This window comes from Paenibacillus sp. 8b26 (assembly GCF_050626875.1).
Lineage (GTDB): Bacteria > Bacillota > Bacilli > Paenibacillales > Paenibacillaceae > Paenibacillus.
On the sequence record NZ_CP192445.1, the window covers coordinates 5,728,182 to 5,743,064 of the forward strand.

The 14,883-nt window shown below is 48.3% G+C and carries 18 protein-coding genes; 17 read left to right on the forward strand and 1 reads right to left on the reverse strand.

Annotated elements, in window-relative coordinates; genetic code table 11:
- Window positions 1-87: 87 nt before the first annotated feature.
- From ACQ4MX_RS26630 to ACQ4MX_RS26645, 4 genes are all read left to right on the forward strand, one after another.
- The gene (locus ACQ4MX_RS26630; RefSeq protein ID WP_431088251.1) at window positions 88-1,191 is read left to right on the forward strand and encodes a sugar ABC transporter substrate-binding protein; all 1,104 of its coding nucleotides are present in this window, start codon (window positions 88-90) and stop codon (window positions 1,189-1,191) included.
- Between the two features lie 67 nt (window positions 1,192-1,258).
- A complete protein-coding gene (locus ACQ4MX_RS26635; RefSeq protein WP_431088252.1) occupies window positions 1,259-2,776 on the forward strand; it encodes a sugar ABC transporter ATP-binding protein in 1,518 nt (505 codons plus the stop codon).
- The gene (locus ACQ4MX_RS26640) at window positions 2,773-3,759 is read left to right on the forward strand and encodes an ABC transporter permease (protein ID WP_149093591.1); all 987 of its coding nucleotides are present in this window, start codon (window positions 2,773-2,775) and stop codon (window positions 3,757-3,759) included. Before ACQ4MX_RS26635 ends, ACQ4MX_RS26640 begins: the two co-directional genes overlap by 4 nt.
- Window positions 3,760-4,016: 257 nt before the next feature.
- Window positions 4,017-4,289 (forward strand): HU family DNA-binding protein, encoded by a 273-nt coding sequence (locus ACQ4MX_RS26645; RefSeq protein WP_014282101.1) that lies wholly within the window; start codon window positions 4,017-4,019, stop codon window positions 4,287-4,289.
- A gap of 70 nt (window positions 4,290-4,359) precedes the next feature.
- Here the strand turns inward: ACQ4MX_RS26645 and ACQ4MX_RS26650 are convergent, their stop codons facing one another.
- On the reverse strand, window positions 4,360-4,533 hold the full coding sequence (locus ACQ4MX_RS26650) for a hypothetical protein (RefSeq protein WP_431088254.1): 174 nt from the start codon (window positions 4,531-4,533) through the stop codon (window positions 4,360-4,362).
- A 157-nt stretch (window positions 4,534-4,690) separates the two neighbouring features.
- Between ACQ4MX_RS26650 and mtrB the strand changes: the two genes are divergently transcribed.
- The 13 genes from mtrB to aroH all read left to right on the forward strand — a co-directional run bounded on the left by mtrB (window position 4,691) and on the right by aroH (window position 14,870).
- On the forward strand, window positions 4,691-4,921 hold the full coding sequence (mtrB, locus tag ACQ4MX_RS26655) for a trp RNA-binding attenuation protein MtrB (RefSeq protein WP_134913849.1): 231 nt from the start codon (window positions 4,691-4,693) through the stop codon (window positions 4,919-4,921).
- A gap of 95 nt (window positions 4,922-5,016) precedes the next feature.
- Entirely contained in the window at window positions 5,017-5,568 is a 552-nt protein-coding gene (locus tag ACQ4MX_RS26660) for a hypothetical protein (protein ID WP_431088255.1), read from the forward strand.
- 116 nt (window positions 5,569-5,684) lie between these two features.
- On the forward strand, window positions 5,685-6,554 hold the full coding sequence (locus ACQ4MX_RS26665) for a heptaprenyl diphosphate synthase component 1 (protein ID WP_431088257.1): 870 nt from the start codon (window positions 5,685-5,687) through the stop codon (window positions 6,552-6,554).
- A 9-nt stretch (window positions 6,555-6,563) separates the two neighbouring features.
- Window positions 6,564-7,292, forward strand: coding sequence for a demethylmenaquinone methyltransferase (locus ACQ4MX_RS26670; protein ID WP_431091420.1), 729 nt, complete (start codon window positions 6,564-6,566; stop codon window positions 7,290-7,292).
- Entirely contained in the window at window positions 7,285-8,160 is an 876-nt protein-coding gene (locus ACQ4MX_RS26675; protein WP_431088258.1) for a UbiA-like polyprenyltransferase, read from the forward strand. Before ACQ4MX_RS26670 ends, ACQ4MX_RS26675 begins: the two co-directional genes overlap by 8 nt.
- Window positions 8,157-8,819 carry a UbiX family flavin prenyltransferase gene (locus ACQ4MX_RS26680; RefSeq protein ID WP_431088259.1) on the forward strand — a complete coding sequence of 221 codons (663 nt, stop codon included), beginning with the start codon at window positions 8,157-8,159 and terminating at the stop codon, window positions 8,817-8,819. The genes ACQ4MX_RS26675 and ACQ4MX_RS26680 overlap by 4 nt, the downstream gene beginning before the upstream one ends.
- Window positions 8,776-9,642: a menaquinone biosynthetic enzyme MqnA/MqnD family protein gene (locus ACQ4MX_RS26685; RefSeq protein WP_431088260.1), complete on the forward strand. Its 867-nt coding sequence runs from the start codon at window positions 8,776-8,778 to the stop codon at window positions 9,640-9,642. The genes ACQ4MX_RS26680 and ACQ4MX_RS26685 overlap by 44 nt, the downstream gene beginning before the upstream one ends.
- Complete coding sequence (locus ACQ4MX_RS26690; protein WP_431088261.1) at window positions 9,639-10,613, forward strand: polyprenyl synthetase family protein; 975 nt, start codon at window positions 9,639-9,641, stop codon at window positions 10,611-10,613. The genes ACQ4MX_RS26685 and ACQ4MX_RS26690 overlap by 4 nt, the downstream gene beginning before the upstream one ends.
- A 110-nt stretch (window positions 10,614-10,723) precedes the next feature.
- Window positions 10,724-11,167: a nucleoside-diphosphate kinase gene (gene ndk / locus ACQ4MX_RS26695; RefSeq protein ID WP_025682239.1), complete on the forward strand. Its 444-nt coding sequence runs from the start codon at window positions 10,724-10,726 to the stop codon at window positions 11,165-11,167.
- A 30-nt stretch (window positions 11,168-11,197) separates the two neighbouring features.
- The gene (locus tag ACQ4MX_RS26700; RefSeq protein ID WP_014282091.1) at window positions 11,198-11,998 is read left to right on the forward strand and encodes a CheR family methyltransferase; all 801 of its coding nucleotides are present in this window, start codon (window positions 11,198-11,200) and stop codon (window positions 11,996-11,998) included.
- A gap of 229 nt (window positions 11,999-12,227) precedes the next feature.
- Window positions 12,228-13,397 (forward strand): chorismate synthase, encoded by a 1,170-nt coding sequence (gene aroC, locus ACQ4MX_RS26705; RefSeq protein ID WP_431088262.1) that lies wholly within the window; start codon window positions 12,228-12,230, stop codon window positions 13,395-13,397.
- Between the two features lies 1 nt (window position 13,398).
- Window positions 13,399-14,493: a 3-dehydroquinate synthase gene (aroB, locus tag ACQ4MX_RS26710; protein WP_431088263.1), complete on the forward strand. Its 1,095-nt coding sequence runs from the start codon at window positions 13,399-13,401 to the stop codon at window positions 14,491-14,493.
- A gap of 2 nt (window positions 14,494-14,495) precedes the next feature.
- Window positions 14,496-14,870 (forward strand): chorismate mutase, encoded by a 375-nt coding sequence (aroH, locus tag ACQ4MX_RS26715; protein WP_431088264.1) that lies wholly within the window; start codon window positions 14,496-14,498, stop codon window positions 14,868-14,870.
- Window positions 14,871-14,883 lie beyond the last annotated feature (13 nt).

Genomic DNA, 14,883 nt, shown 5'->3' on the forward strand with positions numbered 1-14,883 from the left:
AAAACCTATTTACATACTTGGTTTAACGCGATATATTAAGTATCAAATTTGAATCATTTTGTTGAATGAACGAGGGGGAAACGAAACATGTATATCCAAAAAAACAAAAAGCTAGGACTAGGGGCTATGATGCTGTTGGTGCTGGTTTTGCTGGTCACTGCATGTGGCGCGCCGAAAACAGAGAGCGGTGCTCAAGGGACAAGCAGTACAGGATCGAACACAACGGATGCAAAAACAGACAGTTTAAACTTAAAAGGAAAACGAGTCGCATTAATTATGGAGTTTAACACAGGCACGTTCTCACAGCAGTATGTTCAGGGCGTGGAAGGGGAAGTTAAGAAATTTGGCGGTACGCTGACAAAGTTTGTGGCAGACAACGATAAAGCAAAAATGGCCTCCTTGCTCGATAGCGCGATTAACCAGCAGTTTGATGTCATTTTGACGGATCATGGTGATGCGTTGCTGGAAACAGGATTGAAAAAAGCGATTTCCCGCAATATCCCGGTTATCGTATTCGATGCTGCGGTCAACGTTCCGGGGGCTGTCGTACTTTCACAGGATGACCAAAGCATGGCTGAGCTGACGCTGGAGCAAATGAAAAAGGATATCGGCGGCAAAGGTAACATCGTAAAAGTGTGGGTTGCCGGGTTTGCACCGATGGAGCGTCGTCAGGTTGCTTATGACAAGTTTTCCAAAGCTAATCCGGATATTAAAGAAATTGCAACTTTTGGCTCAGCTCAAAATCCAGCTCTGGACACCCAATCCAAAATGGAGGCTGTGTTGAAACAATATCCTAAGGGTGAAATTACAGCGGTCTGGGCTGCCTGGGATGAATTTGCCAAAGGTGCAGCACGCGCCATCCAGCAAGCTGGACGTACGGAAATTAAAGTCTACGGCATTGATATGAGTGATGAGGATCTGCAAATGATTCAGGACCCGAAAAATCCTTGGGTAGCTTCGGCGGCTGTAGATCCGACAGATATCGGACGTGTACAAGTGCGCTTTGCATATCAGAAGCTGCACGGGGACAACCCAGAGGAGCAAGTGGTGCTGAAGGCGGTCTATGTGCAGCGCGAAGCATTGCCGGATAAGCAAATTTCCACATCCGAGCTGTCTCAATATGTAAAGGGATGGGGCCAAAGCGAGCAAGGCTACAAGGATTGGATGAAAGAATATGAAACGGCCAAATAAACTTTAGGATAAAGCATAAGGCGCGCTTCGGCGCGCTTTTATCATAAGCAGGCGTGAGGGAGGTACCATGAGTTCACAAGTGTATACACTGGAAATGAAGAAAATCAGCAAACAGTTTGCTGGTGTGGATGCGCTACGGTCCGTGGATTTTACGGTGCATGGCGGCGAAATTCACGCTCTGCTGGGCGCAAACGGAGCAGGTAAAAGTACACTGATGAAAATTTTATCCGGCGCGTATCGTTCCGATCAGGGGAGCATTGTTGCAGGAGGCAAGGAACTGAGCATTGGTTCGCCGTGGGAGGCGAAGAGAGCGGGAATTCACTGTGTCTATCAGGAAATTGATTCAGCGCTTGTGCCGCAACTGAGCGTTGCGGAGAATATTGTCCTGGATGATTTGTCTGCACCTGAAGGACGCTGGTGGGCTGCGCCGGGTTCCATGCGCAAACGTGCGCGCGAGGCGTTGGAACGGCTGGAGGCAGATATTGACGTAAGGCAATACGTATCTGAGTTGACGTTGGCAGAAAAGCAGCTTGTGCTTATTGCACGTATTTTGACTCAGCAAGCGAATACGATCATCTTCGATGAGCCTACAGCGCCACTCAGTGAAGAAGAAACGAGGCGTTTGTTCCGCACTATTCATACGCTCAAGGCAGAGGGCGTTGCATGTATTCTTATCACCCACCGATTGCCAGAGGTCATTGAACACAGCGACCGCGTTACGGTGATGCGTGATGGAGAGCGAGTGTTCACCGGTGCATCCTCCGATTTGAATGTAGGCGACATCGTTACCCATATGCTTGGTAAAACATTTGAGGAAGAATTTCCGAAAACAGATGCTCCTATCGGTGAAACGGTGCTGGAAGCCAAAGGGCTTCACAAGGGATTACGTGTTCACGGTGTCGATTTGGAGGTCAGACGCGGGGAAATCTTGTCTATCGTAGGTTTGGTCGGTGCGGGCAAAACGGAGCTGTCCCGGCTTCTTACAGGCGCGGATAAGCCCGATAAGGGGAAACTGGTCTTCAAAGGCCGTTCCATTCGTCTGAGAGAGCCTGCGGACGCGATAGTTCAGGGGATTGTGTCCATACCTGAGGAACGGCGCAAGCAAGGTGTATTTATCGAAGAGACGGTAGAACGAAACCTTAGTCTTCCGCTATTAGGCAAGTTGAGTGTACTTGGTTTTATCAGTCGTCGCAAAGAACGTACGAACGGTAGCGAAGTCGTTGCTTCCCTTGGCATTAAGACGCCATCTCTGCGTCAGAATGTTAAATATTTGAGTGGCGGGAATCAGCAAAAGGTTGCGATAGGTAAATGGTTGCATTCCGGGGCAGATGTGTTTGTTTTTGACGAGCCGACCAAGGGTGTGGATATCGGGGCGAAAAGTGATATTTTCCGTATCATTGGTGAATTGGCTGCTCAGGGAAAAGCGGTCATCTATTTAACCTGTGAATTTGCTGAGGGTATCGGCATTGGTGATCGAATTGCAGTGATGTATGACGGAAAAATAATAAAGGAATTTGCGCGGGGCGAAGTGGAGCAGGAACAGCTTCTGTTGTATGCCAGCGGCGGTGAAGAGGTGCATTCATGAAGGAAAAATGGTTAAACGTCTCATTTCGTTATGGGGCTGTAGTCGTAATTATGGGTGTGTTGGCGTTTTTTTCAGCCACATTGCCCTATTTCTGGACGTACGACAATTTGATGGACATTCTTGGCTCTATTGCGATTGTGACTTTTGTCGCAATTGGTGTGACATTGTCTCTCATCGTGGACGGTTTTGATCTTTCTGTCGGTGCTACGGTATCTCTGACCACCATTGTTTCAGCTTCGCTGATGGTCTGGTATGAGCAGCCCGTTGCGGTGGTCATTATTGTATCTCTGGTTGTCGGTGCAGTCGTGGGACTACTGAACTCATTACTGATCGTAAAGCTTCGTATTCCCGATTTGCTGGCAACCCTTGCGATGATGTATATTGTAAGCGGGATTCATAAAACGTACGCTCAAGGCTACACCATTTATAATCATATGCAGTTTCCTGATGGCAGCAAGGCGCCAGGGGAAATATCTCCTGCTTTTCTTATTTTGGGACAAGGCAAATGGTTGGGGATCCCGATTTCGGTTATATTGCTTCTACTGGCGGTAGCGGCGGTGCATATTTTCTTAACCTACACAAAGCATGGGCGTCAAATGTATGTGACCGGAGGGAATGAGGAAGCTGCTCGTTTGTCAGGCATACGGGTAAAAAAAGTTCGTACACTGGCCTACGTCGCTTCAGGCGTATTTGCAGCCATTGCCGGTATTTTGTATGCTTCGCGAGTAGGATCGGGTCAAATTGATGCAGGTTCTCCCTTGCTGATGGAGGCGGTGGCGGCAGTTTTTGTCGGCTTTTCGGTTTTTGGAGCGGGGAAACCGAATGTCATCGGTACATTTATCGGTGCGGTTTTGATCGGGGTATTGGTGAACGGTCTGACTATGATGAATGTGCAGTATTTTGCTCATGATATCGTCAAGGGAATTGTGCTGGTGCTCGCGCTGGCCGTCACTTTTTATGTGCTAAACCGTCGCCGTACTTGAAATTGTCTGTGGACTGTATTACTATAAACCTTGTTCCACGCAAGAAGGGTGCCATAAAACGCCAGTTTCGGCGATATTGTCTCTATATTGCGGAGGTTAGGTATATTCTATGTATATTTAACGGCGAAACGGAAACAGATGATAACATTATGGAAGGCATATGCCGCCCGGGTTATTTTATACAGGCGACTTCATATCGGTTCTACAACACCGATAACCTTAATGCTGGACTACACTTGAATTGGGAGGTGAATATTATGAATAAAACGGATTTGATCAATCAGGTTTCCGAAAGCACTGAATTGTCCAAAAAAGACGTAACTAAAGCCGTTGACGCTGTATTCGAAGCAATCTCCGGTGCGCTGCAAAACGGAGACAAGGTGCAACTGGTAGGTTTCGGGAACTTTGAGGTTCGTGAACGTTCTGCACGTAAAGGACGTAACCCGCAAACAGGAGAAGAAATCGAAATCCCTGCGAGCAAAATTCCGGCATTTAAACCGGGTAAAGCGCTCAAGGACGGAATTAAATAAGATTTCTTACATATTCCCATTGCGCTGGAAAGACCGTGAATTTGATTCACGGCCTTTTCTTTTTGTCCTGTTATTCCGTAGCAGATGACATGCGGGACGAAGAAGGGGAAGCGGTTCTGTCATCCCGTGAGACAAATGCGATCAGCACCAACGGTTCACCCGTCAGCTCGGCAAATTCATGCTCCAGCTGCTGAAGCCGCTCTACTTGGGCAGGGCTCAGATTAGCGGGACGATAGTTTTTCATCCAATTCGCTCCTTTCGTTAGGAGATGGGGCTGCATAGATAGTATGGCTCAGGACGTGGCAATTGTTGCAGTTAGCGCAGAAAGCATGTGGTTGACAAAACAAGCTTGAATCTCCATCATAAAAAGTATAGCTTCGGCTCTCAGGGGGGAAATGGATATGGAAGATAATGTGACGGGTAACAGTGATTACGTTGTGATTAAAGCAAAAAGCAACGGATGCCAGGTTTTTGGTCTGACAAGAGGCCAGGATACACGCCTGCATCATTCAGAAAAATTGGACAAGGGTGAGGTGTTGATCGTTCAATTTACAGATCATACCTCTGCTATTAAAATTCGCGGCAAGGCCGTTGTGATGACCAAACACGGAGTTGTGGATACGGAGGATTAAAATGCAGGCATAGCCTGCTTTTTTTTGTTGTACAATGAGAGTGAGGACCTTTACCGAATAACCCATAACAGGGTAGGGGTCAGGGGAGGCTCTGAATGAAACCTTGGATTGTGCTAAGCGGCTCAATTCTCATAACCACTGCTGCTGCTATACTGCTGCCATCCTTACAGGCGCTGGATTCTGGAACCGCTGCTGTTCGTGAGACACAGGCGACGGTATCGTCGCAGCAGCGGGTGCTGCTGACCGATGACAATCTGGTGGATACGCTGAATGAGCTTCCTTTGACGACACCGATTTCCAGCGTAAGCTGGGAACATACAGTCCTGACTCTGGATGTAAAGCTGTCCAAGGAAGAAACCGCCCCGCTTGAAATCTATCAAAATATGGCAGAGATTGCCACCTTTAGTTTTTATGGAACGACGAATGTAAGGCAATTACTGCTTCGGGTAGTGACGCAGGACGAATGGTCAGGAGAACGTCATCTGCTGCTGGCATCTGATATACGCCGGAACGAGTGGACGAGTGAAGCGCTGGATCAGTTGAGAAGCCGAGAAGGTGCGGACTTGCCGGAGGAACTGAAAGTCCGCTTCCGTATTACGGTAACTCCAATGTGGCAAAGCAGGTTTAACGGTGTATATACAGATTAGGTGTTTCTGTCATTGGACCTACACTACTTTAGTCGCGAATCATTTTAAATTGTGATATAATATAAGGCATTGCAATTATTTGAGTACACCAGAAAGTCATGGCTCGGAGGCTTAGGATGAAACCGTATCGCGTACCCCAATTAGCAAGGAAATATGTGGAATACGACATGATTCAACAACATACGGAAATGCCGGCTTTTCCTGACAGCCGTACCCGCCTGTTGTTTATGTTTTTGAACCGGAATGCGCAGGAGCTACATACAAGCGAGGATGAACTATACGCACTGGTCACCTCACTCGTGCAGATGGGGCTGGATACGCATGATATGATTGATACTTTATCCGGCATACGGAGTCCGGAGGAAATGCGTTCCAGACAGCTTAAAGTGTTGGCCGGAGACTATTTTAGCAGCCGTTTTTATCAGTTGCTCGCATTGGCAGGTCGCATTACAGCCATTTCGAAGCTGAGTGATGCGGTGTGTGAAGTGAATGCAGGTAAAATGAGCCTGTATTGGGAAATGAAGCATTTTCGTCTGAATGCGGCACAGTATTTAACTCATATGGTTCGTTTTAAAAAGGAGCTTTTTCTATCCTTTACTTCACTTGTGGCAGAACAGGATCGGGAAGTTTGGGAGCAGCTTCTCAACGAATTTGCCCTCTGTGATACGTTGGCAGAGGAATGGGACAAGCGTGCAGAACCGGACAAATCCCGTTTCGGATATATGTTCTGGCATGTTTACGGTAAAGGTGACCAGAACGAACGGGAGCTGCTCTCAGAGAATAGTCCAGACGTGGATGCATGGCGCAAGCTTGTTCTGAAGTACAAGGCCGAGGACGCTGTACTGGACAAGCTCCGAACGGCTGCTACACACATCCGGCAGATCCTGTCAGATGATCAAAATACGGGGATCGAGGAATTCGAACGCATGCTGGAGCCTTTCCTGAAGCTGCTGAATAGTCCACACCCGGTTGTGAGGGAAGGTTAGGTGAACGTTATGGGATCAAGCGACACCAAGCCGAAAGAGCAATTCGTTCACGGCGTGTTTGAAAGCATCGCAGGTAAATACGACTTGATGAACGATATACTGAGCTTTCGCAGACATAAGGCTTGGCGTAAATTTACGATGAAAAAAATGAATATGCACCATGGGGATACGGCAATCGACCTATGCTGTGGTACATGTGACTGGACGCTCGCGATGGCGCGTGCAAGTGAAAGTGGTCACATCGTAGGACTGGATTTTAGCCAGAACATGCTGAATGTAGGCGAACGCAAGATTGCATCGGAAGCCCGTGAAAAGCAAATCACGCTTGTTCAGGGTAACGCGATGGAACTCCCTTTTGAAGACAATTTTTTTGACTACGCAACGATTGGCTTTGGTCTGCGTAATGTGCCTGATCTGCGCCGCGTTTTAGAGGAAATGCAGCGTGTCGTCAAACCGGGCGGGCAGGTCGTATGTCTGGAATTGTCCAAGCCTACATGGCAGCCGTTCAAGGGGATTTACTATTCATACTTTAAACACATCTTGCCCATGCTCGGCAAATTGTTCGCCAAACGTTATGAGCAATACAAATGGCTCCCTGATTCGTTGGCGCTTTTTCCGGGAAGGGATGAGCTGGCTGGCATCTTCCGTGAAGTCGGACTAAAGGATGTACAGGCTCATTCTCTCACTGGAGGCATTGCGGCATTGCATATTGGAATCAAGGAGAGTCAGCATGTTTAAGAAAATTGCTATTTTTTTGGAAATGATTAAAATTGAACATACGTTATTTGCGCTCCCATTTGCATTTATGGGGGCTGTATTAGGGTCAGTTGTCGTGACAGGCACGCTTCCTTCATGGTCACAGATCGGATGGATCTTGCTGGCTATGGTCGGCGCACGTAGCGCTGCTTTTGGCTTCAATCGCATGATTGACCGTGTAATTGACGGGAAAAATCCGCGTACGGCAGGGCGTGCCATTCCGGCGGGGCTGCTCAAGTCGAGCGAAGTTGTGATTTTCATCATCGTCAGTTTGGTACTGTTGTTCTGGGCATCGTTCAAGTTAAGTCCGCTGGCGTTCAAGCTGTTCCCGCTGGCCTTTTTTATGCTTGTTTTTTACTCTTATACCAAGCGTTTTACTTGGCTTTGTCATATCGTACTCGGTCTGACAATCGGATTGGCGCCGTTGGGCGCGTGGGTTGCCGTGACGGGACAAATCGATTTAATCGCTATCGTATTATATCTCACGATTGCATTTTGGACGGCTGGCTTTGACATTATATATGCTTGTCAGGATATTGACTTTGATCAGAACGAGGGCGTTTATTCCATTCCTGCCCGCTTTGGTGTGTCGGGTGCCCTTAATATCGCTCGGGCGTTCCATGTCATTACGGCGATCGGATTTATTGTGCTGTTCTTTATTACAGATTTAAGCTGGTGGTATCTGGCGGGCATGATTATTTCGTACATTATCTTATTCTATGAGCACTATATCGTATCTCCGAAGGACCTGAGTCGTTTGCAGACGGCGTTCTTTACGATGAACGGTGTACTAAGTATGGTCGTATTTGCTTTTACACTGATTGATTTGGTGGTGCGTCAATACTTATGAATCATAATCAGGTGAGCAACCATCAAGGCAAACGAATCGTTATTGGCATTACAGGCGCGAGCGGAAGCATTTATGGAGTACGGCTGGTAGAAACACTGCTGGATTTGCAGTACACAGTTCACCTGATTGTTTCCAACGCCGGCTGGCGGGTACTGAAAGAGGAATTAGGCTGGAACGTAACTGACCGGGAGGGGGCTCTGAATGACAAATTCGGGGGCCGTCCCGGTTCTCTTGTATACCATCCGTTCACGGATATTGGCGCTTCGATTGCGAGTGGCTCTTACCTGGTGGACGCGATGGTTATCATGCCCTGCTCGATGGGAACATTGTCCGCAGTGGCGCATGGCTCGTCCGATAATCTCATGGCGCGTGCAGCAGACGTGATGTTGAAGGAAGGCCGTCCGCTAATTCTAGTGCCGCGTGAGACGCCGCTGCATGCCATCCATTTGGAAAATATGCTTAAGCTTGCAAGGCTCGGGGTCAAAATGATTCCTGCTATGCCGGCTTTTTACTTTCATCCGAAAACGCTGGATGATATCGTAATGTTCCTCGTAGGCAAAGTATTGGACAGCTTGCGTATCGAACATCAACTGTTTACGAGATGGGGGGATTCCGATGCCGACACCGGACACCAAGACAATCACAATCGGAAAAATTAAATATACCAATGCTTGGCCCATTTTTCATTATTTTAATCCTTCACAGCTCCTCCATCGGGCGGAGCTGGTTTCTAGAGTCCCGGCTGAATTGAACCGCAGTATGCTGAAAGGAAATCTGGATATCAGCGCGATGTCTTCCTTTGCCTATGCATCCGGTGCCGAGGATATGCTGCTGTTGCCAGATCTGTCTGTCAGCGCAGACGGTCCTGTGCAATCCATTTTGCTGTTCTCACGCCAGCCGCTGGATGAAATTAAAAACGGAACAATTGCGTTGACGAATACGTCTGCTACATCCGTGAATTTATTGAAAATTTTGATGCAGAAGGCGTGGGAAGGCCAACCTTCCTATTTCGACTGCGAGCCGGATTTGGATCTGATGCTGGAGCAGGCGGATGCGGGGCTGTTGATTGGAGATCACGCGATCAAGGCATCCTGGCGGCGTGATGGTCTGTACGTTACGGACCTCGGAGAAGAGTGGAAACGCTGGACGGGGTACAGTATGACCTTTGCCGTATGGGCAGTACGCCGTGTTTTTGCTACACAGAATCCTGATGCGGTGACTGAAGTAGCGAATGCATTTCGTACAAGCAAGCAGCGCAGTCTGTCTGATCTGACGTCTGTTATTTCTGAAGCCTGCAAGGAAATTGGGGGCCTGCGGGATTATTGGGAGCGCTACTTTACTAATCTGTGTTATGATTTTGGAGAGAAGGAACAAAAGGGCTTAGAGCTTTATTTTCAGTATGCACATGAACTGGGGCTGCTTGACCGACGAGTGAAGCCGCTTCTCTGGAGTGACAATACGCTGACACGGGTGAAAGAATGAAACGATTGGATTTGTTCGGTTTATTAAAGAAGGATATGAACTTCATAGAAGAAGAGCTATACCGCAGCATCGACAGCACGGAGCCGTTGATTAATGATACGTCGCTTCATTTGCTCAAGGCGGGAGGCAAGCGTTTGCGGCCGGTCTTTGTGCTGCTGGGAGGCAAGTTTGGGGAATACGATCTGGACAAGCTCAAACGCATAGCAGTACCGCTGGAACTGATTCATTCTGCTTCCCTCGTTCACGACGATGTGATTGACGATGCGGAGATGAGGCGCGGCCAGCCAACCGTGAAGTCCAAATGGGACAATCGGGTGGCCATGTACACCGGAGACTACATATATGCACGTGCGCTTTCGATAGCCGCAGGACTGCCGAATCCGGACATTCACCGGGTATTGTCCAAGGCGCTGGTGCAAATGTCCATCGGTGAAATGGAACAAATCCGCGATTTTTTTAATGTCGATCAGAGTGTACGTAATTATTTGCTTCGCATACGTCGTAAAACGGCATTGTTGATTGCGGTCAGCTGCCAATTGGGAGCTATGGCTGCGGGTGCGAGGGAAAGAGTAAATTCCCTTTTGTATACTTATGGCTACAATGTGGGGATGGCTTTTCAAATTCAGGATGATTTGCTTGATCTGTGTGGCACGGAAAAAAAGATTGGCAAACCGCCGGGCAGTGATATGAGACAGGGAAACATTACGCTTCCGGTCATTTATGCGCTTGGACAGCCTGAGCTGCGCGACGATCTATTGGCTGAAATCGGTCGTATTCAGGCCGGGGACGGGCAGGGAGATGCACGCAAAGCGGTAGATATAATTAAAAAAAGTGAAGGAATCGCTAAAGCGGAAATTCTCGCCGACCGATATATTAAAAAAGCGCTACACGCGCTGGACTTACTACCAGATGTCAAAACGAAAAAGACGCTGCGCGATATTGCTCATTTTGTGACCCGCCGCTCCTACTAAAGTTGTGTTTTGGGTTTGCTATGACAAAATACTTTAACCGTTTCCAAGCTTTCTGTTATAATACAGATTAGTACTGTATAAATACATTAGATTGGATTGGGAGTGAGCCGATGGATCGTACGTTTTTGATGGTTAAACCGGATGGAGTACAACGTGGACTAATTGGACGTATTATTAGTCGTTTGGAGGACAAAGGCTTCAAAATGACGGCTGGCAAACTTGTGCAGGTATCTAGAGAACAGGCGGAACGGCATTATGCGGAGCATGTGGGCAAGCCTTTTTTTGAAGAGCTTGTAGGCTTTATCACTTCTGGCCCTGTATTCGCCATGGTTTGGGAAGGGGATAACATCGTTACCCTGTCTCGCCTGTTGATTGGTAAAACACAAGTGACAGAGGCTCTTCCGGGCACGATCCGGGGAGACTTTGCTGCACATACACCGTTTAACCTCATTCACGGTTCAGATTCACCGGAGAGCGCGGAGCGCGAGATTGCGAATTTTTTCACGCCGGAGGAATCGGTTCGGTACGAAAAAAGTGTGGCGACCTGGGTGTAAGTATAATCTCGTATGAAGAAGGATGGTAGCATGACGGATATGGAACTGGGTCAGACGGACCCCGATTACACAGCGTTTATCCGCAAAATCAAGGACAGCACAGGTATTGATCTTGCACAATACAAGGAAGCACAGATGAAAAGGCGGTTAACTACGCTTCGCAACAAAAACGGGTTTCCCAGTTTTGTTTCTTTTTATGATGCCATGATGAAAGAAAAGCCCCTGTTCTATGAATTTCTGGATCGGATGACGATCAATGTTTCAGAGTTTTGGCGTAATCCCAATCGGTGGGAAGTGCTGCGGGATACGATTTTGCCACAGCTGCTTGCAGGTAAGCAGAAGCTCAAGCTGTGGAGTGCTGCCTGCTCGACTGGCGAGGAGCCGTACAGCTTGGCTATGGTACTGGACGGCAAGGGAATTTTGGGAAATTGCTCCATTACGGCCTCTGACATTGATGACGGCGCATTGGCTAAGGCCAAGGAAGGCAGATATTTGGAGCGTTCGCTCAAGGATGTGCCTGAACAGGTAGCTAGTAAGTATTTCAAGCCGGATGGTGCGATGTATCGAATTGATGATCGTTTGAAGCAGGCTGTGAAATTTCAAAAGCAAAATTTGCTGCTGGATCGGTTTGAGGACGGCTACGATCTCATTATCTGCCGTAATGTCATGATTTATTTTACGGAAGAGGCCAAACATAAGCTGTACCAGAAGTTTGCAGCCAGTCTTCGTCCCGGCGGCGTGCTGTTTGTCGGCAGTACAGAGCAAATTTTTTCTCCAAACCAATATGGTCTGGAATCGACGGAAACCTTTTTTTATCGTAAAAAAGCATAAGCCCGCACACACAGCCCATTGTTCGTAGCTCGTTGAGTTCTAACAATGGATACGTTGGCTATTGGCTTATCAGGAGCGCACGTCCTTTGGCTTTGACCAAAGGGCGTGTTTTTTTGTTTATCTGCACTCTCGTGGCTTTTCTTGTCAAAGAAAGGTGCGTATACTATAATGAAGCACAGTTAAAGATTTTAGCGATGCACAGTTTAACAGTTTAAAGGGGGAACGCGTCATGAGTTTACGTTACTTAACCGCGGGGGAAACGCATGGTCCCCAGCTTACTGCGATTGTAGAGGGCATGCCGAGCAATTTAAAATTGGATTTTGAAGAATTGAATTTTCAGCTACACCGTCGTCAGAAGGGGTATGGACGGGGTCGGCGTATGCAGATTGAAATGGATACGGCCAACATTGCCGGAGGCGTTCGTCACGGGTATACTACAGGTGCGCCGATTGCTCTGATTGTGGAAAACAACGATTGGAAGCATTGGCAGAACATTATGAATATTGAGCCTATTGAAGGCAGTGACGAGGAAAAGCGCCGGGTTCACCGTCCGCGTCCGGGTCATGCAGATTTGAACGGCGGAATGAAATACAATCTGAAGGATCTGCGCAACGTGCTGGAACGTTCCAGTGCCCGTGAGACGGCAATTCGTGTTGCCTGCGGCGGTTTGGCCCGTCAATTGCTGGCAGAGTTTGGAATCAAGGTGGCTGGTCAGGTTATCCGCATTGGAGAAATCGAGGCACCTCACCGCGAATTGCCGATTGACGAGCTGATTGCCGTGACAGAAGCTTCTTCAGTGAGAGTAACCGATCCGGAAACCGAAAAGAAAATGGAAGCCTACATTGACCTTATCAAGCAAGAAGGCGATTCGGTTGGTGGCGTAGTGGAATGTATCGTGGAAGGTGTTCCAATCGGTCTGGGCAGTCATGTACAGTATGATCGGAAGCTGGATGCACGCATTGCCCAAGGAGTTATGTCCATTAATGCGTTCAAAGGCGTGGAAATCGGTATCGGCTTTGAAGCTGGAGAGCTGCGCGGTTCGCAGGTGCATGATGAGATCCTGCATGATGAGGAACGTGGATATCACCGCCGTACCAATCGTTTGGGCGGTTTTGAGGGTGGCATGACCAACGGAATGCCTGTCGTGGTTCGTGGCGTGATGAAGCCGATCCCGACGCTGTACAAGCCGCTGCAAAGCGTCGATATTGATACGAAGGAAGCGTTCACCGCTCAGGTTGAGCGTTCGGATGCGTGTGCTGTACCAGCGGCAAGCGTAGTCATGGAGCATGTCGTAGCTTGGGAGATTGCGAAGGCTTTGCTTGAAAAATTCGGCGGGGATTCGATTGAAGAGATCCGTGCGAACATTGCATCCTACGAAGAACAACTGGGACGGTACTAAGATGAGTACGCTGACGGTACAACTTGGAGAACGTTCCTATCCCATTCATATCGAACGTGGACTGTTACATCGGGCAGGAGCGTTGTTGAGCGGACGAGGAATTGCGCAAAAAAGTCCATTGTTGATTGTCTCTGATGAAAATGTAGCAGCTTTTTATTTGGCAACACTGGAGAGCAACCTTCAGGCAGCAGGATACAAGACGGTTTCCATCGTCGTCAAGCCGGGCGAAAAGTCCAAATCGCTTGCTGTGTATGAGCAGGTGATTACAGCAGCTATCGAGGGCGGTTTGGACCGCAATTCAGCCGTTATTGCACTTGGTGGTGGTGTAGTGGGCGATCTGGCAGGATTTGTGGCGGCTTCTTTTATGAGAGGCGTCAAGTTCGTACAGATTCCAACTACAATCCTTGCGCATGACAGTAGCGTGGGCGGCAAGGTAGGCATCAATCATCCTTTGGCGAAGAATATGATAGGAGCCTTCCATCAGCCGGAATTGGTATTGTATGACGTGGATACGTTGTCTACATTACCTCCGCGAGAGGTATCCGCCGGGCTTGCTGAAATGATCAAGCATGGCTTGATCTGGGATGCTGATTTTGCCCACTGGTGCCGCGATTATGCGGCTGACTTGCTGGCTTTGGATGCGGCAGCTCTGGAGTACGGTCTGGAAAAGGGATGCTCCGTGAAAGCCGAAGTGGTGTCGCGCGATGAACGTGAAAACGATTTACGTGCTATTCTAAACCTTGGTCACACTATTGGTCATGCAATAGAGGCGATTGCGGGGTATGGTGAGTTTTTACACGGGGAAGCGATTTCTATTGGTATGGTCGGTTCTGCACTTCTGGGTGTGAAGCTGGGGGCAGATCCTTCATTGGTAACAGAAACAAGGGATATGCTGGCTTCGCTTCGTCTACCGACTTCTCTTCCCGCTCATCTCGAAACGGATCGTCTGCTGGAAGCTATGATGCATGACAAAAAGTTTAAGGAAGGCAGTATTACTTTTGTCGTCCCACGCAACATCGGGCGCGTGGAGGTAGTGAAGGATATTTCCGTCTCTTACATCCGACAAGTAATTGAACAGCTAAAAGAGGAGGCGTAACGATGTACAATCGTGGAATTCGTGGGGCGACGACCGTAGCGAACAATGATGAAAACGAAATTTTGGAAGCCACATGTCTTCTGTTGGAGGAAATTGTGTCCTACAATGAAGTGCAGCCGGAGGATATTAGCAACGTATGGATTACGGTGACCCACGATCTGAATGCTACTTTCCCGGCGAAGGCGATCCGCCAGCTAGACGGTTGGGATATGGTTCCGCTTATGTGTTCGTTGGAAATTCCCGTCGAGGGCAGCTTGCCAAAATGCATCCGTTTGATGGTACAGGTGAATACCGTTAAAACACAGCGGGAAATCAAACATGTTTATTTGAACGGAGCGCAGGCGCTAAGACCGGATTTGGCTTCCCAAGGGAAGTAATCGCCTGTTTTTA

Excerpts from the sequence above, each read along its gene's own strand:
- ACQ4MX_RS26665 (WP_431088257.1), top strand. The coding sequence starts at position 5,685 with ATGAAACCGTATCGCGTACCCCAATTAGCAAGGAAATATGTGGAATAC.
- ACQ4MX_RS26635 (WP_431088252.1), top strand. The coding sequence starts at position 1,259 with ATGAGTTCACAAGTGTATACACTGGAAATGAAGAAAATCAGCAAACAG.
- ACQ4MX_RS26680 (WP_431088259.1), top strand. The coding sequence starts at position 8,157 with ATGAATCATAATCAGGTGAGCAACCATCAAGGCAAACGAATCGTTATT.
- ACQ4MX_RS26645 (WP_014282101.1), top strand. The coding sequence starts at position 4,017 with ATGAATAAAACGGATTTGATCAATCAGGTTTCCGAAAGCACTGAATTG.
- aroB (WP_431088263.1), top strand. The coding sequence starts at position 13,399 with ATGAGTACGCTGACGGTACAACTTGGAGAACGTTCCTATCCCATTCAT.
- ACQ4MX_RS26650 (WP_431088254.1), bottom strand. The coding sequence starts at position 4,533 with ATGAAAAACTATCGTCCCGCTAATCTGAGCCCTGCCCAAGTAGAGCGG.
- ACQ4MX_RS26675 (WP_431088258.1), top strand. The coding sequence starts at position 7,285 with ATGTTTAAGAAAATTGCTATTTTTTTGGAAATGATTAAAATTGAACAT.
- aroH (WP_431088264.1), top strand. The coding sequence starts at position 14,496 with ATGTACAATCGTGGAATTCGTGGGGCGACGACCGTAGCGAACAATGAT.
- ndk (WP_025682239.1), top strand. The coding sequence starts at position 10,724 with ATGGATCGTACGTTTTTGATGGTTAAACCGGATGGAGTACAACGTGGA.
- mtrB (WP_134913849.1), top strand. The coding sequence starts at position 4,691 with ATGGAAGATAATGTGACGGGTAACAGTGATTACGTTGTGATTAAAGCA.
- ACQ4MX_RS26630 (WP_431088251.1), top strand. The coding sequence starts at position 88 with ATGTATATCCAAAAAAACAAAAAGCTAGGACTAGGGGCTATGATGCTG.
- aroC (WP_431088262.1), top strand. The coding sequence starts at position 12,228 with ATGAGTTTACGTTACTTAACCGCGGGGGAAACGCATGGTCCCCAGCTT.
- ACQ4MX_RS26640 (WP_149093591.1), top strand. The coding sequence starts at position 2,773 with ATGAAGGAAAAATGGTTAAACGTCTCATTTCGTTATGGGGCTGTAGTC.
- ACQ4MX_RS26670 (WP_431091420.1), top strand. The coding sequence starts at position 6,564 with ATGGGATCAAGCGACACCAAGCCGAAAGAGCAATTCGTTCACGGCGTG.
- ACQ4MX_RS26685 (WP_431088260.1), top strand. The coding sequence starts at position 8,776 with ATGCCGACACCGGACACCAAGACAATCACAATCGGAAAAATTAAATAT.
- ACQ4MX_RS26690 (WP_431088261.1), top strand. The coding sequence starts at position 9,639 with ATGAAACGATTGGATTTGTTCGGTTTATTAAAGAAGGATATGAACTTC.
- ACQ4MX_RS26700 (WP_014282091.1), top strand. The coding sequence starts at position 11,198 with ATGACGGATATGGAACTGGGTCAGACGGACCCCGATTACACAGCGTTT.
- ACQ4MX_RS26660 (WP_431088255.1), top strand. The coding sequence starts at position 5,017 with ATGAAACCTTGGATTGTGCTAAGCGGCTCAATTCTCATAACCACTGCT.